Source organism: Cellulophaga sp. L1A9, assembly GCF_009797025.1.
In the GTDB taxonomy this organism is placed as follows: domain Bacteria; phylum Bacteroidota; class Bacteroidia; order Flavobacteriales; family Flavobacteriaceae; genus Cellulophaga.
The window spans coordinates 2,567,986-2,589,778 of record NZ_CP047027.1; the positions used below are offsets into that span (position 1 = coordinate 2,567,986).

Genomic DNA, 21,793 nt, shown 5'->3' on the forward strand with positions numbered 1-21,793 from the left:
AAATTAGCTCACGATAAATTTTTGAATTATGGAATTAAAAAAGAATCCAAAGGCGGATGTTGGTAGAAATAGTGGTCTGTATTTCGTAGCAGGACTTGCTTTAGTTATGCTTATTACATGGCAAGCTTTGGAGTACAAGAAATACGATGACGTTACAGATTATGACCTTTCTCAGAATATTGATGATATGTTAGATGAGGAGGTTCCTATGATTGAGCAAATAAAAACTCCACCACCACCACCACCACCAGCTGCACCAGAAATTATTGAAGTGGTAGAAGATGAAGCTGATGTTCCAGAAACGGTGATTAAGGCTACTGAAGCAAATGAAGATACTGAAGTTGCAGAGGTTGCGGAAATTGAAGTTGCGGAAGTAGAAGAAGATTTAGATATTCCTTTCTCTGTTATTGAAGATGTTCCAATTTTCCCAGGATGTGAAAGTGAAAAAAGTAAAGGAGCAAATGCTTTAAGAGAGTGTTTTCAAAAGATGATGTTTAAGCATATCAATAAAAACTTTAGATATCCAGAAATTTCTCAAGAAATGGGAGTTCAAGGAAAAGTGAATGTAATGTTCGTTATTCAAAAAGATGGTAGTATTGGTAGTGTTAGAATGCGTGGTCCAGATAAAAACTTAGAGGCTGAAGCAGCAAGAATTATCGGAAAGTTACCAAAAATGACTCCAGGTAAGCAAAGAGGTAGAGCTGTAAGGGTACCTTTTAGTATTCCAATTACATTCAAATTACAATAAAAAAATATTATTTATAATTAAAAATCCAGAACCTAGGTTCTGGATTTTTTTTTGGTACGTTTCTTGTGTTTTAACAAAATAGTAACAACATAAATATTTACTATTATGAAAAAAAGTAACACAAGGACTGCAGGTTCTCACGGGAATGAGAACAGCAGTAAAGCGTACAAATCTGCAAACTCCAAAGGGAGTAAACAAGATGCAAATCTACGAAAAAACAGTTTTATCTATTTCCAAGTTGGATTAATAGCTGCAATGTTTCTCGTTTATTTTGGATTAGAAATGGCATTTGATAAGTTTCAACAGAAGGAATTGGTGCAATCCTCTGGTATTGTGGAGACGTTTGAAATGTATCCGGAGTTGAAAAATTTTGAGGTAGAAAAATCAGAAGCACAGTCAGAACCAGTAGTTATGGTAGTAGAGCCTCAGGATTTGCAGGTCGTTCCTGATGATTTTAAGGTTCCAGATACCAAGGAGTTTAAAAGTGAGCCTGTAAGGGAAAATACCTCTAATCTTAAGCCAAGTGATATTATAGTTGTAAAACCTATTATTGATGAGGTTTTTGCATTTGTAGCTTTAGAGGATGTTCCTGTATTTCCAGGATGTGAATCGGTTGCTAAATCTGAAAGACAAACTTGTTTTGAGAAAAGCATGCAGCAGCATATTTTAAAAAATTTCAGGTATCCTGAGGCCGCTGTAGAGACACATACTCAAGGAAAGGTGTATGTAATGTTCACAATTGGTAAAGATGGTAACATTGAAGATTTAAAATTGAAAGGCCCTGCTAAGATTTTAGAGGAAGAAGCGGCTCGTATTATTAGTAAGCTGCCGCAAATGAAACCTGGAATGCAACGTCTGGAGCCAGTGAAAGTTTCATTTAGTATTCCTATCAACTTTAAGTTGCAATAGTCGGTATTAAATGACTTGTAAAAGATGTTTGCGGTGCATATCAACACCGCAAACATTTTTTTTATTTTAAACTACTGTAGAATGTAGCTCTTAATCGTTCTGGGTTTATAAATCCGCCACCATAGCTAGCGTCATATTTCTTAGATATTTCAGTATTTGTTTCAACTTCTTCAAGTGTAGCGCCATTTGCAATGGCTTTAAGGACGTTTTCTTTGATGTCCTCCAGCATTATCACGTAGGTTTCGAGCTCGTTTTTGTTCGATGATTTTCCGTGTCCTGGGATTATTTTAGTTTGGTCATCAATTAAAAGTAAAGCTCTTTTTTGAGCATCTATATAACCACTAACACTACCGCCGCTTTTTAAATCTATAAACGGATAGCCTGTTGAAAAATAAGTATCTCCCATGTGAAGTACATTGTTGTTTACAAAATAAACCATTGCATCTCCATCGGTATGGGCATGGTGTACATGAAAAGCCATTATGGTTTCATTTCCTTTGTAAAGTGTTAGGTCTTCAGAAAAGGTAATTTCGGGTAACATCTTATTGTAATAAATGCTGTCTATTTCTTGTGCTTTTAATTTTTTCAGATTGTTCTCGCTCACTCTTTCTCTAGCCTTGTCCTGAGCAATGAGTGTAATTTCTTGTGTATTAAAATTTGCATTCCCACCGGTATGATCGCCATGCATATGCGTATTAAACAAGGTGGCAATTGGCTTCTTGCTTAATGTTGCTATAGTCTCTTTTATTTGGCTGCTCAAGTGGTTAAATTGATCGTCGATCATAATTATGTTGTCAGGACCAATAAAGATCCCAATATTGCCACCTTGTCCTGTGAGCATGTATATGTTTTCGGTTAATTTTTCGGGTATTATTTGAACTTTTGCTTCTTGAGCTTTAACAGTTAAAATCGAAGAAAATAAAAGTATTTGGAGTGCGAAAAATTTAAGACTTTGCATGTGTAGTTATTTTTAATTTAAATATTTGTGAATTAGTCGTCTATCATTTATAAATATTACATAAACATATCATTTTCGTTGCACAAATAGCATTCTGGACTTATCTTTGCACTCCAATAAAAATTCCGAATGAAAACGGCAGTAAGCTCGGTAAAAGAAGGGTCTCAGACCCATATTTTTGCTGATTTTAAAGAAATTACTAAAGCAAGGCTTTCTATAAGCGTTGTTTTTTCTGCTATTGCGGGTTATTTTTTAGGTGCTCCAGAAATTCAATTGTATCCAATTTTATTACTTGCTTTTGGTGGGTACTGTATGGTTGGAGCTTCAAACACATTTAATCAGATTATTGAGAAAGATCTTGATGCGCTGATGAATAGGACTAAAGATAGGCCTATTGCCGCAGGAAGACTCTCTGTTCGTACCGCTTTGGTGATCGCTATTGTACTAACCGTTATAGGTATTGCAACATTATATGTTTTAAATCCTAAAACAGCAATGTTCGGGGCTATTTCAATTTTCTTATACACTAGTGCCTATACTCCATTGAAGACAAAAACACCATTAGCTGTTTTTGTGGGTGCAATTCCAGGGGCAATTCCTTTCATGTTAGGTTGGGTTGCAGCAACCGATGAATTTGGCGTAGAACCAGGAACTTTGTTTATGATTCAGTTCTTTTGGCAATTTCCGCATTTTTGGGCCTTAGGGTGGATGCTTGATGAAGATTACAAACGTGGAGGGTTTAAAATGTTACCTACCGGAAAAAAAGATAGAAGTACCGTTTTACAAATAATTATGTATACTATTTGGATGATTGTGGTTTCTGTGATTCCAGTTTTTGGAATAACAGGAGCGTTAAAGCTTTCAATTCCGGCAGCAATTATAATTTTTATTTTAGGATTGGTAATGTTAGTATATGCTTTTGGATTATATAAAAAGCTTGATAATCCTTCTGCAAAAAAATTAATGTTGGCCAGTGTCAGTTATATTACATTGATGCAGGTGGTATATGTAGTAGATAAATTTTTATAACAATTAAATGGATTTAACAGAAGGAACAATAGCAGAGAAGACTGGACGAGCAAAAAAAATGATGCTCTGGTTTGGTATTGTTAGTTTACTAATGACCTTTGCAGGTTGGACAAGTGCTTATATTGTAAGCAGCACTAGAGAAGATTGGCTAACAGATTTTCAACTGCCAACTATTTTTATTTTTAGCACCTGTGTATTAGTGCTAAGTAGTTTAACTTTCATTCTAGCGAAGAAAGCAATGCGAGGAAATAAATCTTCTTTGTGTACAGGTTTCTTAATGGCAACTTTTGTATTAGGAATTACTTTTATTGTCTTGCAGTTTAGAGGTTTTTCAGAAATTGTAGCGCAAGGATTTTATTTTACAGGAGAATCTAGTAGTGTAACAACTTCGTATATTTACCTGATCGCTATGGTGCATATTTTTCATGTTGTTGCAGGGTTAATTACATTAATAGTGGTGATTGTAAATCAACTTAGGGGGAAATATTCACCTGAAAATCTCTTAGGGATAGAGTTAGGTGCAACGTTTTGGCACTTTATAGATTTACTTTGGGTGTATTTAATGCTGTTTTTTTACTTTTATAAGTAATAAATACACGTATAAAAGGTTTAATATTTGGCAATTAGCCAAAAGATTGAAAAGAAATGTCGATTTTTTGATTTTTTTAAAACCAAAAATTTTGTTTGGTTAAAAAAAATGTAAATTTGTGAAAATTTTATTAACGCGATAATATATTTATGGATACTACGGTAACAACGGGTGAGGAACAAAATGTATGGGGTGGTGGTAATAAACCACTAGGTGCGAGTTATGGGAAAATGATGATGTGGTTTTTTATCATGTCAGATGCTTTGACCTTTTCAGCCTTTCTTATAGCATATGGCTTCTCAAGATTTAAATTTATAGAAACTTGGCCAATTGCCGATGAAGTTTTTACACACGTTCCGTTTTTTCATGGCAACTTTCCAATGATTTATGTTGCGTTCATGACTTTTATTTTGATTATGTCATCAGTGACGATGGTATTAGCTGTTGATGCAGGTCATAAAATGCAAAAAACCAAAGTTACTTGGTATATGTTTTTAACCATTATCGGAGGTATTATCTTCGTAGGGTCACAAGGTTGGGAATGGGCTACCTTTATTAAAGGAGATCATGGAGCAATTGAAACAAAAGGAGGTAGAATTTTACAATTTGTAGATGCTAAGTCTGGTGAACGTGTTGGTATTGCAGATTTCTCTAAAGAAATAGCAGGCGAACGTACGAAACATGAAAATAGAAGCGGTATATGGTTTATGAGCGAAGGTACTTTGCCAACATATAGCGTAAATGAAGTTGTAGAAGGTTTTAAAGAACATCCTAATTTATTAGTTCGTACAGAATTGAAAAATGAGGACGGGCATAAAACAGTATTGTCTAGAGAAGATTCTCTAAAGAAATTATTAAGTGCTTCTCAAGTTGTTGAGGGAGCTAACTTAATTCATAACGAATACGGAAGCAGATTGTTTGCAGATTTCTTCTTCTTTATTACTGGATTTCACGGTTTTCACGTTTTCTCAGGAATAGTAATAAATATTATTATCTTCTTTAACGTGGTATTGGGTACGTACGAAAAAAGACGTAGCTATGAGATGGTAGAAAAAGTTGGTTTATACTGGCACTTTGTAGATTTAGTTTGGGTATTCGTATTCACATTTTTCTACTTGGTTTAATTTTAAATTAATTTTTCATCACCTAAAGGATTAAAAAGAATAAAAAAATACAAAATGGCACAGGAACATAAATTAGAAATATTCAGAGGGTTAGTTAAGTTCAAATCTAATATTAGTAAAATCTGGGGAGTACTTATATTTTTATCTTTAATTACATCCATTGAAGTTGTTTTAGGGATAATTAGGCCATCTGCTTTAGTGGAAACCTCGGTTTTAGGGATGCACTTATTGAACTGGATTTTTATCATTCTAACATTAGTTAAAGCATATTATATTGCTTGGGATTTTATGCACCTTCGTGATGAGAAACCAGCATTGAGAAGAACAATAGTTTGGACACCAATATTTTTGGTGAGTTATTTAATGTTCATTTTATTGTTTGAGGGTAGTTATATTCATGAAGTATATAAAGAGGGATTCGTAAAGTGGAATTTCTAATTCTAAATAATATTTAACAAACAAAAAAGACGGTTTTACAACCGTCTTTTTTATTTTTGCACAATACTTCTTAGCTATGAAAAAAGCATTTGTTCTTATCGTTCTATTTGTATTACCTATAGTTGCCTATTTATTTTTTGCATCAGGTGTACACAACTTTGGAAAGCTTCCTGTGTTAACAGAAAAGGTTTCCGATGTAAGCCTTGTTGATCCGAATATTACTTTTAAAAATAAAATTTCAATTCTAGGTTTTTTAGGGAGTGATGTAGATTTTAAAAAGGGGAACGCTTTAAATCTGAATCAGAAAATTTATAAGGACTTTCATAAGTTCAATGATTTTCAATTTGTAATGATTATGCCAAAGGGTACTGAGGCAAATGTGGAAATACTTAAAAAAGAATTATCGGAATTAGTTGATGTAGATAAATGGAAATTTGTCTTTGCAGATCCAAATCAAATCAAAACATTATTTAGTAGCTTAAAAACCGATCTGCAATTAGACGCTAATTATAGTACACCCTATGTTTTTATTATAGATAAAGATGCTTCCCTTCGTGGTCGTAATCAGGATGAGGAACATGAAACTATTTACGGCTTTGATGCGACATCGGTGGCAGAATTAACCAATAAAATGATAGATGATGTTCGCATTCTATTGGCAGAATATAGAATGGCTTTAAAAAAGAATAGTGCAAACAGAGAAATCTAATGGAGAAAAATAAATATACGTACGTTTGGGTTTCACTTATTATATTAATTTTTGGCATAATATTTATTCCTAGAATAATAGATAGAATAAGCAATGGTACTGTTGTGGAAAGTGATCGTATGAGTGTTAAAACAAATAATGGTGATCTGGCGTATATTGTTGTAAACGGGGAAAAAAGGAAAGTTCCAGAATTTGCGTTTATAAACCAAGACAGTCTGTTAATTACAAATAATGATTATAAAGGTAAAGTGTATTTAGTAGAGTTTTTCTTTACTACTTGCCCTTCCATTTGTCCAATTATGAATCAAAATTTGGTTCAAATTCAAAATGAGTTTACAGATTTTGAAGATTTTGGTGTGGCTTCTTTTACCATTAACCCTACCTACGATACCCCTACGGTATTGAAGGAATATGCAGAAAAGTATGGCGTGCGTAATTTAAACTGGAACTTGATGACTGGAGATGCGCAAGGTATTTTTGACCTAGCAAATTCAGGCTTTAATATTTTTGCAAGTGAGGTTCCTAATGCACCTGGTGGTTTTGAACATGCAGGTATGTTTGCTTTGGTAGATAAAAAGGGTTTTATGAGATCAAGAGTTGATGATTATGGAAATCCAATTATCTATTACCGAGGTGCAATTTCTGAGGAAGAAGGTGTCAATGATCATGGTGAAAAGGAACAAATTGGAGTACTCAAAGAAGATATTAAGAAATTACTAGCAGAGAAATAATGGGTGAGGTGGATCAAAAAGAGCGTAAGTTTAATATATTTATTACAGTTATCTCAATAGTGATTCCTTTAGTGGTCATTGTGTTGTTTCGTGTAAAGCTGCCCAACGTAGAGCCTTTGAGCTTCTTGCCTCCAATTTATGCTTCAGTGAATGGTGTAACAGCTATTTTATTAATTGTGGCAGTGATCGCTATTAAAAACGGCAATAAAAAGCTGCACCAGAAGATCATGGTAACTTGTATAGGCTTGTCATTAGCTTTTTTAGTAATGTATGTAGCGTATCATATGACTTCCGATTCTACCACATTTGGAGGAGAAGGTGCTATAAAATATGTGTATTTCTTTATACTCATTACCCATATTATATTATCCGTTGCCATAATACCTTTAGTGCTAATCACCTATTCCAGAGCTTATTTGCAAAAGTTTGAAGCTCATAGGAAGATTGCTAAAATAACATTTCCAATATGGTTGTATGTTGCAATTACAGGGGTTGTAGTGTACTTAATGATCGCACCGTATTACGCATACTAACTACGAACAATTATGGATTATAAAAAACTTCTATTACTATTAGTTTTCATTTTACTACTTCCTAATTTGGCAGATGCCCAATGTGCAATGTGTCGTGCGGTATTAGAAAGTGAGGAAGGAAAGTCTACAGCGAAAGGAATTAATGATGGTATTGTATACCTTATGGCTATTCCTTATGTTTTAGTCGCTGGGGTGTTTTATTTTGTTTACAGAAAGATGAAGAGTCCCAAATCATAAATTTAACATTACTTTAAGATTTTTCGTGTAACAAAAGTCAGTCTGTAGTAGTCTATTGTATTGAGCTTGTATTTTTTATCAAAGCTCAAACCAACCAAAAGCTACTAAATGTTTGATTTAGAAAGATGGCAGGAGATTTTTGACACCATTCGTAAAAACAAATTACGAACATTTCTTACGGGTCTCTCTGTTGCCTCCGGTATTTTTATTCTTGTTATTTTATTGGGTTTTGGACAAGGCATGCAAAATGGTATCGCTAAAGAGTTTGAAAGTGATGCGGCATCGAGTATTTGGATTTGGACAGAATCAACACAAAATGCATATAAGGGACTTAACCCTGGTCGAGAAATTCAATTTAGAAATGAAGATTACGCGACACTAGTAGATAAAATGGATCTGAATTTAGAAAACAAATCCATGTTCTATATGCCAAGAGATATTACGACTACCTATAAGAATGATGCATTAATTTATCGGGTGATGGGTACTACAAGTGATGCTCAATTCTTAGAGAATCAGAATATGTTACAAGGCCGTTTTCTAAACTGGCAAGACATTTCTCAAGTTACCAAAGTTGCTGTGATAAGCGCTAAAATTAAGAGAGAATCTTTTACTACTATTGACAACCCAGTAGGAGAATATATAAAAATTTCGAATATCCCCTTCAAGATTATAGGAGTATATAAGGATAAAGCAGGGGAGCGTGAGGAGAATCGTATTTTTATTCCTATCACAACATCACAAAAAGTATTTAATGGTGCAGATAAATTAGATAACCTTGTTTTCTCGTCACCACCAGCAGCTAACTTTGAGGAAGCGGTACAGCAATCAATCACATTAAAAACTAAAATTGACACTTATCTAAGGCAAGCGCATTCTATTGCTCCTGATGATGAAGGAGGTATTGGTATTAATAACCAAATGGAGAATGCAAAAAGATATTATTCCTTAACGGGTAACATTAAACTTTTCTTTTGGTTTGTTGGCCTTTGTACCATAATTGCTGGGGTGGTAGGGGTAAGTAATATTATGCTTATCGTGGTTAAGGAGCGTACCAAGGAAATAGGAATTCGTAAAGCTTTGGGGGCTAAACCTTGGTCTATTATTGGAATGATTTTACATGAGTCTGTTTTTGTAACGGCAATATCTGGTTTTACAGGTCTTATTTTTAGTATGGGACTTCTGGAACTCATTGGCCCCAATATAGAAGTAGACTATATCGTAAATCCTTCGGTAGATTTTAATGTGGCTATGGCTACTGTTTTGCTACTTGTTGTAGCTGGTGCTATAGCAGGTTTTTTTCCGGCATGGCGCGCAGCAAGTATACATACTATTGATGCACTAAGAGACGAATAAATAAAAACTAAATGTTTAATAGAGATCGTTGGAGAGAAATTATAGAGGTGCTGACAAGTAATATGTTCAGAACCATTCTTACTGCATTTGGAGTGTTTTGGGGTATACTTATCCTAATTATTCTTTTGGCAGCAGGGAAAGGCTTAGAAAATGGAATTAAGAGTGACTTTGGGGACATCGCTACCAATACCATGTTCATGTGGTCTCAAGCCACTTCAAAAGAATATGAAGGTTTGCCAAAAGGAAGACGCTTTGAATTTAAAATTGAAGATGTCTCTTCCTTGAAAGAAAACATTAAAGAGCTTCGTTTTGTTTCACCTCGAAATAGATTAGATGGCTTCCAAGGCGGGAATAATGTTATTCGAGGAATAAAACTGGGTGCATTTAATGTATATGGTGATTATCCGGAAATTATCAAACAAGATCCTATGACCATTACTTCTGGTCGTTTTATAAATCATTCTGATATTGTTGAAAAACGTAAAATTGCGATTATAGGGCAAGGTGTGAAATCTACTTTATTTGAAAAAGAAGAAGCAGTATTAGGTTCCTTTATAAAAATTCAAGGGGTCAATTTTATGGTGGTAGGCACGTATAAGAAAAAAAGTAATGATGGAGATGGAGAAGAAGGACAAAAGGAAATTTATGTACCCTTCTCGTCATTCTCACAAGCATTCAATAAAGGTAATGATGTAGGTTGGATGGCAATCACAGCTAAAGATGGCGCTTCAATTACAAGCTTAAAGGAAAGTATCATTACTTTAATGAAAAAAAATAGGAAGATTCATCCAGAGGACAATAGAGCCATTGGTAATTTTGATTTGTATGAGCAATACAATCGAGTAGAAAGCTTATTTATTGCAATGCGCTTGATAGCCTATTTTGTAGGGATTTTGGTGTTAATTTCTGGAATCATTGGCGTAAGTAACATCATGTTAATTGTAGTAAAAGAGCGTACCAAAGAAATAGGGATTCGTCGTGCACTTGGTGAGGATCCTAGGTCTATAAAAATACAGATTCTTATGGAATCAATCTTTTTAACCATTATATCCGGAATGGCAGGTATCATTTTTGGAGCCTTGTTTATTTTTGGAATAAATCTATTACTAGATGCGGTTGGGCCTGTAGATATGTTTGTAAACCCTAGTGTTAGTATCGGTGTTGTGCTTATCGCATTACTGATATTAATTATATCTGGCTTATTAGCAGGTTTTATTCCTGCGCAAAGTGCAATAAAAGTAAAACCTATAGATGCTCTTAGAGCGGAATAAAATAATAAATCATCAATCAAAAAACGAACACATGAAAAAACGAGTAACCATTATTATTTTAGTTTTAATAGTTGTTTGCTTCGGGGGCGCAATGTATTATTTGTATCAAAAAAATGCCGAAAATCCTGTGACTTATGAAACGGAAACTCCAACGACACAAACTATCATTAAAAAAACGGTGGCTACAGGGAGTATTCTGCCTTTAGAAGAAGTGCTGATAAAACCTAATATTTCTGGTGTTATTGAAGAGATCTATGTAGAAGGAGGAGATTATGTAAAATCTGGAGACTTGTTAGCTAAAATTAAAATAGTTCCTAATTTAAATGCATTAAACGATGCAAGAAATTCTATAGACGGGGCTAGAATAGGATTAGATGATCAAAAAAGAAATTTAGAACGCCAAAAAACATTATTTGAAAAAGGGGTGATTTCTAAAGTAGATTTAGAACGGGCCCAGGTATCTTTTGATCAAGCGAGGCAATCTTATGGCGCTGCTAATAAAAGATACGATATTGCTAAAACGGGTACTACCAAAGGTTTTGGTAATTCTGCCAATACGCTGATTAGGGCCACAGTAAGCGGTATGGTATTAGAGGTTCCTGTGGAAGTAGGTAACCAAGTGATTGAAAGTAATAATTTTAATGAAGGAACTACCATTGCAGCCATTGCAGATGTAGATAAAATGATTTTTGAAGGAAAAATAGATGAATCAGAAGTCGGTAAAGTAAAAGAGAATTTACCTTTAGAAATAACAGTAGGTGCTATTGAGAATAAAATTTTCCCTGCAGTATTAGATTACATAGCGCCAAAAGGAAAAGCAGAAAATGGAGCTATACAATTTGAAATTAAAGGAACTTTAAAAAAACAAGATTCTGTTTTTATACGAGCAGGATTAAGTGCAAATGCGTCTATTATTTTAGCAAAAGTAGATAGCGTAATTTCTATTAAAGAAGCTTTAGTGCAGTATGATGATAAGACAAAAAAACCTTTTGTAGAAATTAGTTCTGGGGATCAGGTGTTTAGTCGTAAAGATATTGAACTAGGTATAAGTGATGGGATCAATGTAGAGGTTAAATCTGGTCTTAGTTTATCTGATGAAATAAAGGTGTGGAATCAGATAGAAATAGAGGAAGAAGACAACTAATTTTAAATGTTTAGTAACGAACTAAGCATTTAAAAAGCCTAAAAATTATTTTAACATAATTTTTAGAGTTCCAAGTGTAACAATATTTAGTGTACCAAGTCTAACTAGCGGAGTAAAAACCCAAACAACTAACAAAACAACTATGATTGAAATTAAAAATCTTCACAAATCATATAAAATGGGAAGCAATTCCTTGCATGTATTAAAGGGAATAAATTTTTCTGTAGAAGAAGGAGAGCTAGTTGCTATTATGGGTTCTTCAGGTTCTGGTAAATCTACCTTATTAAATATTTTAGGTATGTTGGATGAGTTAGATGAAGGTTCGTATACCTTAGATGGTGTTCCTATCAAAAATCTAAATGAAACAAAAGCGGCGCAATACCGCAATAAGTTTTTAGGATTTATCTTTCAATCTTTTAACCTTATCAATTACAAAACAGCAGCAGAGAATGTTGCGTTACCTTTATACTATCAAAAAGTAGGTAGAAAAGAGCGTCACGAAAAAGCTTTAAAGTATTTAGAGCGTGTAGGTCTTAAAGAATGGGCAACACATTTACCAAGTGAACTTTCTGGTGGTCAAAAACAGCGTGTCGCAATTGCTAGAGCCATGGCAGCAGAACCAAAAGTATTATTAGCAGATGAGCCTACGGGAGCGCTAGATAGTAAAACCTCGTATGAGGTGATGGATTTGATTCAAAAAATAAACGATGCTGGGAATACTATTTTAATTGTTACTCATGAGCCAGATATTGCAGATATGTGTAAGCGTATCGTACATTTAAAAGATGGGGTTATAGTAGAAGATAAAAAGATAGAGCAAGTAAGAGCATCGCAATATGTTTAATAGAGATAACTGGCAAGAAATATTTGAAACCATTCAGAAAAATAAACTCCGAACTTTTTTGTCTGGGTTTACTGTGGCTATCGGTATATTTATTTTTGTAGTTCTGTTCGGGTTTGGGAATGGACTTACAAATACCTTTAACAAATTTTTCGGTGATGATGCTACCAATGTTTTTTTTGTATTTCCTGGGAGAACTACGGTTCCATATCAAGGATACAAAGCAAATAGAAGTATAGAATTTGATAATAGCGACTTAAAAGATATCAAAAAAGATTTTCCAATGTTTTTGGAGTATATAACCCCAAGAATATCGCGAGGAGGTTTGGTTAAATACAATAATGAATCTAATAATTACACAACTCAAGCGGTAGGGCCATCACATCAATTAAACGAAAAAACAATTATAATGTTTGGTCGTTATATCAACGAAAATGATATTGAGAAAAAAGCAAAAATTGCTATTATAGGGCGTCTTGTAGCTAAAGATTTATTTAAAAGTAAAAATCCGATAGGAGAGTTTATTGATATTACAGGTAGTTCTTTTAAAGTTGTTGGTGTATTTCAGGATGATGGCGGCGATAATGAAGAAAGAAAAATATATATACCTTATACAACAAGGCAACTTATTGAAAAGAATACAGATAAAATAGATCAGATTGTTATTGGGTTTAAACCACAGATAGGGTATGCTGGAGCTATGGCTTTTCAAGTAAGTTTGGAAAAATATTTAAGAAGTAAAAAGTTTATAAGTCCTAAAGACCAAAATGGAATATTTGTTCGTAATGTGGCAGATCAACTAAAGCAAAATCAACAGCTAGCAGTGGTCTTACAATGGATTGTTTCCTTGGTTGCTTTTGGGACTATAATTGCAGGTATAATAGGGATAAGTAATATTATGGTTTTTGTGGTAAAGGAAAGAACTAAAGAGCTAGGTATCCGTAAAGCACTGGGGGCCACACCAAAATCTGTCATAGGAACCATTCTTTTAGAATCAGTATTTATTACAACGATCTCTGGTTTTATCGGAATGATGATAGGAATAGGAGTGCTCACTTCCTTAGGGAAATCATTAGATGCATATTTTATAACGGATCCTTACATAGATATGGGCGTTGCCATTTTTGCGACGATTATATTAATTGTATGTGGTGCCATAGCAGGATATGTGCCCGCAAGAAAAGCAGCAAGAATTAAACCAATTGTAGCATTAAGAGACGAGTAATATGAAATTTATTTTTGATAGTAATACTTGGCAAGAGATTTTTGGTTCTATTGGGAAAAATAAAACTAGAACAGCCATTACCATAGTTGGTGTGCTTTGGGGGATATTTATATACATCGCTTTGGCTGGTGCGGCAAAAGGATTAGATAATGGTTTTGAAAGAGCCTTTGAGAGTGTTGCGATGAACAGTATGTTTGTTTGGGCACAAAGTACAAGTATGCCTTATGAAGGGTACAAAACAGATCGACAGTTGCAGTTAAAGCTGTCTGATGTTGCAACCTTAAAAAATAGGCTTCCGGAAATAGAATATATAGCACCCCGTAATGCTAAAGGCGTTTTTGATGGCGAACCAGCAATTGTAGTTCGTGGAATGAAATCTAGCTCTTCTCCAGTGTATGGCGATTATCCTGTTTATACTAAAATTGCTACTAAAAAGATTTATGATGGTGGTAGATTTATAAATGATAGAGATATAGATCAAGCTCGAAAAGTAGCAGTAATCGGTGAAAGAACCCAACAAGAATTGTTTGAAGAAGAAGAAAATCCGATAGGTTCTTATATACGAGTAGATAATATTTATTTTCAAATAATTGGGGTACATAAGTTTGTTCCTGGCGGCGGATTTGAGAGTGATACAGATATTTATATTCCTTATACTACATTTAGGAAATTATACAATACAGGCGAAGATGTTAGCTGGTTAACTATTGCTGCGTATGATGACGCAGATGTGGTTAAGGCAGAGGAAGATGTAAAAAGTGTCTTGAAAAGTATTCATAAAGTAAACCCTAAGGATGATAGAGCTTTTGGAGCATTTAACTTAGGTGAGATATTTAATAGAATTACAGGTTTTGCAAAGGGTTTGACTTTCTTGTCTCTGATTGTGGGAATAGCGACAATCTTAGCAGGTGTTATTAGTATTGGTAACATATTACTGATCTCTGTTAAAGAGCGAACCAAAGAGTTAGGAGTGAGACGAGCTCTAGGAGCTACACCAGCTGAAGTAAGAAATCAGATAATATTAGAGTCTGTTTTTTTAACAGTTGTAGCAGGTGTTTTAGGAATAATATTGGGAGCGGGTGTTTTAAAGATAGTCGATATTTTTACAAAGGGAACAGATTTACCGTATACCAACCCTACACTGCCCATACCTTATGTTTTAGGGGCCTTGGCAATAATGATAATTTTAGGAACTTTAATAGGGTTAATACCAGCGCAAAGAGCAGTGAGTATTAAACCAATTGATGCATTAAGAGAAGAATAAAGTAAAACCAACATAAAAAGTAAATATATCATCAAATGAAAAAAGTAATAAAATACGTAGTAATAGGTCTATTAGTGTTAGCTGCTTTGTGGGCTGCAATGTTTTTTATTCGAACCAATAAAAAATCATCGATTACCTATGATACCCAAAAACCATTTATTTCTAATGTAGAGAAAAAAACGGTGGCTACTGGTAAAGTAATTCCTGAAGATGAAATTGAAATAAAGCCTCAGATTTCTGGAATTATAGAAGAGGTTTATTTAAAAGAAGGAGCTAAAGTAAAAGCTGGTGATCTTATTGCAAAAATAAAAGTTGTTCCTAATGAGCAATCCATGAATCAAGCAGGGGGAAGAGTTAAAAATGCACAATTAGCCTTAAATAATACTAAAATTGAGTTTGATCGTAATAAAGTGCTTTTTGATAAAGGCGTTATTTCTAGTCAAGATTTTAACACGTTGCAATTACAATACAATCAAGCACAGCAGGAGTTGGGTAATGCGCAGGCAGATTATCAAATTATTAGAAAAGGCTCTGCGGGTGGCTCTTCTACGGCAAATACAAATATCAGGGCTACGGTTTCAGGTACAATTTTAGAAATACCAGTAAAAGAGGGAGATCAAGTCATACAAAGTAACAATTTTAATGATGGTACTACCATTGCAACTATTGCAGATTTGAGTAAAATGATTTTTGAAGGTAAGGTTGATGAAGGGGAAGTAGCAAAATTAAAAGTGGGTTCTCCATTAGAAATAAGCTTGGGAGCTTTAGAGGGTAAAACGTTTAATGCAAAACTTCGCTTTATTGCACCAAAGGGAGTGGAGGAATCTGGGGCTGTTCAGTTTAAAATAGAAGGAGATGTAGCTGTTGAAGATGATATCTTAATTAGAGCGGGGTATAGTGCAAATGCATCCTTAGTTTTGGAAAGTAAGAAGGATGTGTTGGTTATTCCTGAAGCATTATTGCAGTTTGATAAGGATACAGATAAACCTTACGTAGAGGTTTCAGTTGGAGATCAAAAGTTTGAAAGAAAAGATATTGAAATAGGAATATCAGATGGTGTTAATGTAGAAATACTTTCTGGAATTACGGAAGAGGATCAAGTTAAAATTTGGAATAAAACGGAGCCTATAAAAAAGAATGTTGAAGAAGAGGAGACAAAAGAATAAGCCATCATCAATCACGTAACAATCAAAAAATAAATCGCATGAAATTTAATAGTATATTAATAGTGTTCTTGTGCACAGTAGGAATCGCGACAGGACAATCTAAGAAGTGGACACTTCAAGAATGTGTAGAATATGCCGTAGAGAATAACTTGACCATAGAGCAGTTTGAATTAGATTTAGAAAATGTGCAACTAGAAAAGTCTGATGCCTTAGGTGATTTCTTGCCAGATTTAAATGCATCGAGTACCTTGTCTAGTAATACAGGTTTCTCTATTAATCCAACGAATAATTTACCAACGAATACCACTACGTTTAATGTTAGCGGAAGTTTGTCGTCTAACATAACATTGTTTAATGGTTTAAGGAATGTACATCGTTATAATCGTGCAAAATTAAATGCTATTTCCTTTCAATATCGTTTAGATGATTTAAAGGACGATATTCGTTTAAGTGTAGTAAATGCTTATCTGCAGGTATTGTCTAACAAAGAGTCTTTAATTGTCTTTAAAGCGCAATATTCAGTTACGCAACAAGACTTATTGCGTACAAAAGAATTAGTAGATGCTGGTGTGGTGGCACGTGGAGATTTACTGCAAATTGAAGCAACTGCAGCTACGCAAGAACAACAAATCGTAAACGCTGAAAATCTAATTTTAATTTCCAGAATTAATTTAGCACAATTATTACAAATTACCGATTACGAAAACTTTGATATTGCGGATGAAACTTTTGAGATTCCACCGTCAGAAGTTTTAACAAACACACCTAGAGTAATTTACGAGAAAGCGTTAACGTTTAGGAATGATATTAAATTTTCAGAAATGGATATTGAATTAGCCGAAAAAGATCTTAAAATTAGTAAAGGAGCATTACTTCCCACACTAAGCGGTTTTTTTAATTATGGCTCTAGATATTCTGATGCTACACAACTTTTAGATGGAACCAATAATCTTTATAACCCATCTTTTAAGGATCAACTTTGGATTTTTGACGGTTTGGCTTATGGAGCGCAATTAAGCATTCCTATATTTAATGGCTTTACTGTAAAAAACAATATTAAACGATCAAAAATAGGTGTAGACCGCGCAAAAAATCAATTAGAACAAGATAAATTAGCGTTGGAGACTACCGTTAATCAGGCTTATGTTGATGTAACGAGTTTTTCTAAGGCCTATGAAGCAGCGGAAAAAACAGTGGAGGCTAATCGCTTAGCGTTTGAGTATTCTAAAGAGCGTTTTGATGTAGGGTTGATGAATGCTTTTGATTATAGCCAAGCACAATCTAGAGTAGATGATGCAGAGGCCCAGTTAGTACGTACCAAGTATGATTATATTTTAAGGCTTAAAATTTTAGAATTTTATTTTGGAATACCTATTACGTTAGATTAAAAGAGAGACAAAACAATAGAGTAGAAGATTCATAATTCATTATGGATCTTTTTTTGTTTTAAATTTCGTAGTTGCATGTATCTTTGCAAGTATTATGGCAATACTTTTAAATTTAGAAACAGCAACTACAAATTGTTCCGTAAGCATTGCGGATAATGGAACGCTTTTAGCAATCAAGGAGTTTGACAGCGCAGATTATTCTCATGCAGAACAATTGCATGTATTCATAGAAGAGGCTTTAGAAATGGCGTCATTGAATTTAAAGGATTTAGAAGGTATAGCGGTAAGTAAAGGACCTGGGTCGTATACTGGCTTGCGTATAGGTGTTTCTGCGGCAAAAGGCTTGTGTTTTGCACTAGATCTTCCTTTGATCGCGATTCCTACGTTAGAAAGCATGGCTTGTCAAGCCAATACCAATGAGGTAAGTTTTGTGATTCCTGTTTTAGATGCGCGCCGTATGGAAGTGTACTCTAGTGTTTTTAATCAAAATTTAGAGGAGATTAGAGAAACCAAAGCTGAAATTATTGATGAAAATTCATTTCAGGATTATGCAGTAAAAGGTAAGGTGCTAATTTTAGGGAATGGAGCTCAGAAGTGTAAAGAGACTTTAATTCACCCTAATTTTAGTTTTGATACTACAGTAGTGCCTTCAGCAAAAGAAATGGCAATGCTCTCCTATAAAAAGTTCAAAGAAAACAACGTTGAGAATGTTGCTTACTTTGAACCTTATTATTTAAAAGACTTTATTCTACTAAAGAAGAAAGCTTAAATTTATTTGTTATACTGAACCACTTGTGGGAATGGAATTTCAATACCTTCTGCATCAAACCTAAGTTTTGTTTCTTCCATTACGTAGAAGTGTGCTTCCCAGAAATCTGAATTCTTAGCCCAGAAACGCAAGGTAAGATTTACAGAGCTTTCTGCCAGTTCATCCACATAAACTGCAGGAGCAGGATCCTCAAAAATAGTTTCGTAATCCGCACAAATTTTTAAAAGAATTTCTTTTGCTTTTTTCAAATCTGAACCATATCCTATACCAATAGAAATTTTATCTCTACGGGTTTCTTGAGCATTATAATTAGTAATGTTGTTGTTGGATAATTGCCCATTAGGAACAATTACAATTTGATTTCCGAAGGTGCTTAATTTGGTAGTGAATATCGATATTTCTTTTACGGTACCATCTACGCCTTGAGCAGCAATAAAATCGCCAACTTTAAAAGGCTTAAATATTAGAATTAATACTCCGCCGGCAAAATTTGCTAGAGAACCTTGCAGTGCTAAACCAATAGCAAGTCCCGCAGCACCAATTATAGCCACTAAAGAAGAAGATTGCACGCCTAATTGCGTAATAACAAGAACAAATAAGGTTATTTTTAATCCAATGCTTATAAGGCTTTGTAAGAAGCTTTCTAAAGAGGGATCATAATCTTGTTTTATGAAAAATTTACGGACCATTTTATTGACTACTTTAATCAGCCATAAACCAATTATAAAGATCACTATAGCAAGAATTAAATTAGGGAGTGCAGCCCAGATCCAATTAATGGCATTATCTATATGTTCTTGATAATCTGTAAGTTTTTCCATAGTACTGTTTTAATATATTGTAATTTATTTGTCTTGGCAAAGTAACTTAATAGAAGTTTAAAATCCTATCATATCGTTGTATTACGGCAAAAGTTGTCTTATTAGCGTCATTTATACGGTTCATGTAATTTCAAAGCATAAAAAAAGCGCATAAAATGCGCTTTTAATACTATTATTTAAAATAGGTACTATTTTATTTCAAAGGTGATTTTTACATTCACTCTAAAATCTTTTACTTCGCCGTCTTCTACAGAAGCACTTTGCTCGTTAACGTATACAGAACGAATATTTTTCACACTTTTTGATGCTTGAGCTACTGCTTTTTTAGTTGCATCTTCCCAGCTTTTTTCTGAATTTGCTAATACTTCAATTACTTTTAAAATTGCCATAATGATTTTAATTTTGTGTTTCCTTAAAAGTAAGAAATTTCAAAGTAATTAGCGAATATATGTAGGAAAAAAATGCAGTGATTGCAATTCTTAGCCATTGATAGCTACAACATTCTCTACATGATCTGCCATCATATCTTTAAGCATGTTTTCAATCCCATTCTTTAAAGTAAATGTAGATGAAGGACATCCGCTACAAGCGCCTTGCAAAATTACGTTTACTGTTTTAGTGTCTTTATCGTATGATTTAAACATAATATTACCACCGTCACTAGCCACAGCAGGTTTTACATACTCCTCTAAAATATCAATTATTTTTTTTGAAGTATCGTCTAAGTTTTCATCTTGAAGTTGTGTTTTTGGAGCTTCCGCTTTTTTCTTTACCACACTTTCGGCAGAAACAACCTCTAAGCCATCTCCTATGAAGTTTCTAATTAATTCTCTTATGTCAAAAGTGACTTCATTCCAATCAGCTACTTCGTATTTTGTAACAGATGCATAGTTTTCATCAAAGAAAACCTCTTTTACAAATGGTAAATGAAATAATTGCTTCGCTAATTCTGAATCTTTAGCTTCATCAATGTTTTTAAATTCAAATGCTGTAGGTACAATTGTTTTGTTAGAAACAAATTTCATTACCGCAGGATTTGGAGTACTTTCCGCATAGACTGTAGCGGGTACTTTTTTAGGATCCTTATCTTCATGAATAATAGGTTCTCCACTATTCAAATATTCAACTAATTGCTGAGCAACTTCGTCTTTTACATCGTCCCATTCTACAATACTAAAACGCTCTAAGGCAATAAAGTTTGCAGAAATATAAACAGTTTTTACAAAGGGTAAATAAAATAATTGTTGTGCTAAAGGTGAGTTTTTAGCTTCGTCAATATCTTTATATTCGTAGTTGTTACTTTTGGTAATAAAGTGGTTCGTATCGAACTTAAGTATGGCGGGATTATTAGTTTCTACAATAGTTATCGTGAACTCTTTCATCTTGATTTAATTTTACGAGCAAAAATACAAAGTAATTGCCACTATAGCTATATATAATAATGTTGTATTTCTATCGTTATACTTTATATTTAGAAAAATTAGAACACACCACACTTTTAAACATAAAAATGAAAAGGATTTATTTTATAGTACTCCTCCTGTTAGTTTTTGTTGCTCCTTCTAGAGCTCAAGAAGGGATCCCTGTTTATTTTGATTACTTATCAGATAATTATTATTTAGTGCATCCTTCTATGGCAGGTATAGGAGAAGGTGGTAAAGTAAGGCTTACTGCGAGAAAACAATGGTTTAGCGTAGATGATGCTCCTAATTTACAAACGTTAAATGCACATGTTAGAGTAAGTGAAAAGAGTGGTGTTGGCGCTATAATTTTTAATGACGCCAATGGGTATCACTCGCAAACAGGTGTAAAATTTACCTATGCACATCATTTAAGGTTCGGTGGTGATGCTCGTAGTTTAAACCAATTGTCTTTCGGATTAAGTGGTACTATGTTGCAAAGTAGCTTAGATGAGTCGGAGTTTAGGTCAGTAACACCAGATCCTGCAATTGTAGGTTCTAAAATAAGTGCTACTTATTTTAATGCAGACTTAGGAATGTCTTACAATTATTTAGAATTTTATGCGCACGCATCCATCTTAAATTTGATGAGCAGCAAGCGTAATTTATATTATAAAGATAGAACGGATAATCCTCAAGTGCCAGAAGTAGATAATTTACGAAGGTATTTATTGTCTGTAGGATATGTTTTTGGTCGTAGTGACTGGCAAATAGAGCCTTCTGTAATGTTTCAGATGACAGATTTTACCCAAGAAAAATCGATGGACTTTAATGCTAAGGTATATAAAGATGTAGATTTTGGTAAAGTATGGGGTGGTATTTCATACCGAAGAAGTTTTGATGGGGCACAGTATGCTACCACAGATGATTTTGGCGAACAACGTTTACAGTTAATTACGCCAATAGTAGGTGTTAATTACAAGAATTTTATGGTGTCCTATAATTATTCTTATCAGATGGGAGATATTCGTTTTGATAATGGAGGTTTTCATCAAATTACCTTAGGGTATGATTTCTTGCAAACAGAAAAAAGATACGACTGTAAATGCCCAGCAGCTAATTACTAATAGAATACCTAAGAAA

The 21,793-nt window shown here is 34.0% G+C and carries 24 protein-coding genes; 20 read left to right on the top strand and 4 right to left on the bottom strand.

Annotated features, from left to right (window positions below; genetic code table 11):
* Window positions 1–28: 28 nt before the first annotated feature.
* Together GQR94_RS11100 and GQR94_RS11105 are read left to right on the top strand one after the other, a co-directional pair.
* Window positions 29–748 carry an energy transducer TonB gene (locus GQR94_RS11100; protein WP_158975567.1) on the top strand — a complete coding sequence of 240 codons (720 nt, stop codon included), beginning with the start codon at window positions 29–31 and terminating at the stop codon, window positions 746–748.
* A 105-nt stretch (window positions 749–853) separates the two neighbouring features.
* Window positions 854–1,657: an energy transducer TonB gene (locus tag GQR94_RS11105; RefSeq protein WP_158975568.1), complete on the top strand. Its 804-nt coding sequence runs from the start codon at window positions 854–856 to the stop codon at window positions 1,655–1,657.
* A 61-nt stretch (window positions 1,658–1,718) separates the two neighbouring features.
* Here the strand turns inward: GQR94_RS11105 and GQR94_RS11110 are convergent, their stop codons facing one another.
* Complete coding sequence (locus tag GQR94_RS11110) at window positions 1,719–2,615, bottom strand: MBL fold metallo-hydrolase (protein WP_158975569.1); 897 nt, start codon at window positions 2,613–2,615, stop codon at window positions 1,719–1,721.
* 129 nt (window positions 2,616–2,744) lie between these two features.
* On the opposite strand from GQR94_RS11110, the gene cyoE reads away from it, so the two are divergent.
* From cyoE to tsaB, 17 genes are all read left to right on the top strand, one after another.
* A complete protein-coding gene (gene cyoE, locus GQR94_RS11115; protein ID WP_158975570.1) occupies window positions 2,745–3,644 on the top strand; it encodes a heme o synthase in 900 nt (299 codons plus the stop codon).
* Window positions 3,645–3,651: 7 nt separating this feature from the next.
* A complete protein-coding gene (locus tag GQR94_RS11120; RefSeq protein ID WP_158975571.1) occupies window positions 3,652–4,233 on the top strand; it encodes a cytochrome c oxidase subunit 3 in 582 nt (193 codons plus the stop codon).
* Window positions 4,234–4,382: 149 nt separating this feature from the next.
* On the top strand, window positions 4,383–5,357 hold the full coding sequence (locus GQR94_RS11125) for a cytochrome c oxidase subunit 3 (protein ID WP_158975572.1): 975 nt from the start codon (window positions 4,383–4,385) through the stop codon (window positions 5,355–5,357).
* A gap of 54 nt (window positions 5,358–5,411) precedes the next feature.
* Window positions 5,412–5,795, top strand: coding sequence for a cytochrome C oxidase subunit IV family protein (locus GQR94_RS11130; RefSeq protein WP_158975573.1), 384 nt, complete (start codon window positions 5,412–5,414; stop codon window positions 5,793–5,795).
* Window positions 5,796–5,871: 76 nt separating this feature from the next.
* On the top strand, window positions 5,872–6,504 hold the full coding sequence (locus GQR94_RS11135) for a hypothetical protein (protein WP_158975574.1): 633 nt from the start codon (window positions 5,872–5,874) through the stop codon (window positions 6,502–6,504).
* On the top strand, window positions 6,504–7,235 hold the full coding sequence (locus tag GQR94_RS11140) for an SCO family protein (RefSeq protein ID WP_158975575.1): 732 nt from the start codon (window positions 6,504–6,506) through the stop codon (window positions 7,233–7,235). Before GQR94_RS11135 ends, GQR94_RS11140 begins: the two co-directional genes overlap by 1 nt.
* Window positions 7,235–7,768, top strand: coding sequence for a DUF420 domain-containing protein (locus GQR94_RS11145; protein WP_158975576.1), 534 nt, complete (start codon window positions 7,235–7,237; stop codon window positions 7,766–7,768). Before GQR94_RS11140 ends, GQR94_RS11145 begins: the two co-directional genes overlap by 1 nt.
* Window positions 7,769–7,780: 12 nt before the next feature.
* Window positions 7,781–8,005 (top strand): hypothetical protein, encoded by a 225-nt coding sequence (locus GQR94_RS11150; RefSeq protein ID WP_158975577.1) that lies wholly within the window; start codon window positions 7,781–7,783, stop codon window positions 8,003–8,005.
* A gap of 108 nt (window positions 8,006–8,113) precedes the next feature.
* A complete protein-coding gene (locus GQR94_RS11155) occupies window positions 8,114–9,361 on the top strand; it encodes an ABC transporter permease (protein ID WP_158975578.1) in 1,248 nt (415 codons plus the stop codon).
* Window positions 9,362–9,372: 11 nt separating this feature from the next.
* Entirely contained in the window at window positions 9,373–10,632 is a 1,260-nt protein-coding gene (locus GQR94_RS11160) for an ABC transporter permease (protein WP_158975579.1), read from the top strand.
* Between the two features lie 31 nt (window positions 10,633–10,663).
* On the top strand, window positions 10,664–11,776 hold the full coding sequence (locus tag GQR94_RS11165; RefSeq protein ID WP_158975580.1) for an efflux RND transporter periplasmic adaptor subunit: 1,113 nt from the start codon (window positions 10,664–10,666) through the stop codon (window positions 11,774–11,776).
* Window positions 11,777–11,918: 142 nt separating this feature from the next.
* Window positions 11,919–12,620, top strand: a complete 702-nt coding sequence (locus GQR94_RS11170) for an ABC transporter ATP-binding protein (RefSeq protein ID WP_013550863.1) — start codon at window positions 11,919–11,921, stop codon at window positions 12,618–12,620.
* Window positions 12,613–13,842 (top strand): ABC transporter permease, encoded by a 1,230-nt coding sequence (locus GQR94_RS11175; protein ID WP_158975581.1) that lies wholly within the window; start codon window positions 12,613–12,615, stop codon window positions 13,840–13,842. Before GQR94_RS11170 ends, GQR94_RS11175 begins: the two co-directional genes overlap by 8 nt.
* Before the next feature lies 1 nt (window position 13,843).
* On the top strand, window positions 13,844–15,106 hold the full coding sequence (locus GQR94_RS11180) for an ABC transporter permease (protein ID WP_158975582.1): 1,263 nt from the start codon (window positions 13,844–13,846) through the stop codon (window positions 15,104–15,106).
* A gap of 35 nt (window positions 15,107–15,141) precedes the next feature.
* Window positions 15,142–16,272 carry an efflux RND transporter periplasmic adaptor subunit gene (locus GQR94_RS11185; RefSeq protein WP_158975583.1) on the top strand — a complete coding sequence of 377 codons (1,131 nt, stop codon included), beginning with the start codon at window positions 15,142–15,144 and terminating at the stop codon, window positions 16,270–16,272.
* A 38-nt stretch (window positions 16,273–16,310) separates the two neighbouring features.
* Window positions 16,311–17,660, top strand: a complete 1,350-nt coding sequence (locus GQR94_RS11190) for a TolC family protein (protein ID WP_158975584.1) — start codon at window positions 16,311–16,313, stop codon at window positions 17,658–17,660.
* A 94-nt stretch (window positions 17,661–17,754) separates the two neighbouring features.
* Window positions 17,755–18,429 (top strand): tRNA (adenosine(37)-N6)-threonylcarbamoyltransferase complex dimerization subunit type 1 TsaB, encoded by a 675-nt coding sequence (tsaB, locus tag GQR94_RS11195; protein WP_158975585.1) that lies wholly within the window; start codon window positions 17,755–17,757, stop codon window positions 18,427–18,429.
* Window positions 18,430–18,431: 2 nt separating this feature from the next.
* On the opposite strand, the gene GQR94_RS11200 is transcribed toward tsaB, so the two are convergent.
* The 3 genes from GQR94_RS11200 to GQR94_RS11210 form a co-directional block, all read right to left on the bottom strand.
* On the bottom strand, window positions 18,432–19,250 hold the full coding sequence (locus GQR94_RS11200) for a mechanosensitive ion channel family protein (RefSeq protein ID WP_158975586.1): 819 nt from the start codon (window positions 19,248–19,250) through the stop codon (window positions 18,432–18,434).
* Between the two features lie 188 nt (window positions 19,251–19,438).
* A complete protein-coding gene (locus GQR94_RS11205) occupies window positions 19,439–19,639 on the bottom strand; it encodes a dodecin family protein (RefSeq protein WP_024481830.1) in 201 nt (66 codons plus the stop codon).
* Window positions 19,640–19,729: 90 nt separating this feature from the next.
* A complete protein-coding gene (locus GQR94_RS11210) occupies window positions 19,730–20,632 on the bottom strand; it encodes a NifU family protein (protein WP_158975587.1) in 903 nt (300 codons plus the stop codon).
* Window positions 20,633–20,760: 128 nt separating this feature from the next.
* Between GQR94_RS11210 and GQR94_RS11215 the strand changes: the two genes are divergently transcribed.
* On the top strand, window positions 20,761–21,777 hold the full coding sequence (locus GQR94_RS11215) for a type IX secretion system membrane protein PorP/SprF (protein ID WP_158975588.1): 1,017 nt from the start codon (window positions 20,761–20,763) through the stop codon (window positions 21,775–21,777).
* Window positions 21,778–21,793: the final 16 nt, after the last annotated feature.

Coding starts and splice junctions, on each gene's coding strand:
- GQR94_RS11100 (WP_158975567.1), top strand. CDS start 29: ATGGAATTAAAAAAGAATCCAAAGGCGGATGTTGGTAGAAATAGTGGT.
- GQR94_RS11105 (WP_158975568.1), top strand. CDS start 854: ATGAAAAAAAGTAACACAAGGACTGCAGGTTCTCACGGGAATGAGAAC.
- GQR94_RS11110 (WP_158975569.1), bottom strand. CDS start 2,615: ATGCAAAGTCTTAAATTTTTCGCACTCCAAATACTTTTATTTTCTTCG.
- cyoE (WP_158975570.1), top strand. CDS start 2,745: ATGAAAACGGCAGTAAGCTCGGTAAAAGAAGGGTCTCAGACCCATATT.
- GQR94_RS11120 (WP_158975571.1), top strand. CDS start 3,652: ATGGATTTAACAGAAGGAACAATAGCAGAGAAGACTGGACGAGCAAAA.
- GQR94_RS11125 (WP_158975572.1), top strand. CDS start 4,383: ATGGATACTACGGTAACAACGGGTGAGGAACAAAATGTATGGGGTGGT.
- GQR94_RS11130 (WP_158975573.1), top strand. CDS start 5,412: ATGGCACAGGAACATAAATTAGAAATATTCAGAGGGTTAGTTAAGTTC.
- GQR94_RS11135 (WP_158975574.1), top strand. CDS start 5,872: ATGAAAAAAGCATTTGTTCTTATCGTTCTATTTGTATTACCTATAGTT.
- GQR94_RS11140 (WP_158975575.1), top strand. CDS start 6,504: ATGGAGAAAAATAAATATACGTACGTTTGGGTTTCACTTATTATATTA.
- GQR94_RS11145 (WP_158975576.1), top strand. CDS start 7,235: ATGGGTGAGGTGGATCAAAAAGAGCGTAAGTTTAATATATTTATTACA.
- GQR94_RS11150 (WP_158975577.1), top strand. CDS start 7,781: ATGGATTATAAAAAACTTCTATTACTATTAGTTTTCATTTTACTACTT.
- GQR94_RS11155 (WP_158975578.1), top strand. CDS start 8,114: ATGTTTGATTTAGAAAGATGGCAGGAGATTTTTGACACCATTCGTAAA.
- GQR94_RS11160 (WP_158975579.1), top strand. CDS start 9,373: ATGTTTAATAGAGATCGTTGGAGAGAAATTATAGAGGTGCTGACAAGT.
- GQR94_RS11165 (WP_158975580.1), top strand. CDS start 10,664: ATGAAAAAACGAGTAACCATTATTATTTTAGTTTTAATAGTTGTTTGC.
- GQR94_RS11170 (WP_013550863.1), top strand. CDS start 11,919: ATGATTGAAATTAAAAATCTTCACAAATCATATAAAATGGGAAGCAAT.
- GQR94_RS11175 (WP_158975581.1), top strand. CDS start 12,613: ATGTTTAATAGAGATAACTGGCAAGAAATATTTGAAACCATTCAGAAA.
- GQR94_RS11180 (WP_158975582.1), top strand. CDS start 13,844: ATGAAATTTATTTTTGATAGTAATACTTGGCAAGAGATTTTTGGTTCT.
- GQR94_RS11185 (WP_158975583.1), top strand. CDS start 15,142: ATGAAAAAAGTAATAAAATACGTAGTAATAGGTCTATTAGTGTTAGCT.
- GQR94_RS11190 (WP_158975584.1), top strand. CDS start 16,311: ATGAAATTTAATAGTATATTAATAGTGTTCTTGTGCACAGTAGGAATC.
- tsaB (WP_158975585.1), top strand. CDS start 17,755: ATGGCAATACTTTTAAATTTAGAAACAGCAACTACAAATTGTTCCGTA.
- GQR94_RS11200 (WP_158975586.1), bottom strand. CDS start 19,250: ATGGAAAAACTTACAGATTATCAAGAACATATAGATAATGCCATTAAT.
- GQR94_RS11205 (WP_024481830.1), bottom strand. CDS start 19,639: ATGGCAATTTTAAAAGTAATTGAAGTATTAGCAAATTCAGAAAAAAGC.
- GQR94_RS11210 (WP_158975587.1), bottom strand. CDS start 20,632: ATGAAAGAGTTCACGATAACTATTGTAGAAACTAATAATCCCGCCATA.
- GQR94_RS11215 (WP_158975588.1), top strand. CDS start 20,761: ATGAAAAGGATTTATTTTATAGTACTCCTCCTGTTAGTTTTTGTTGCT.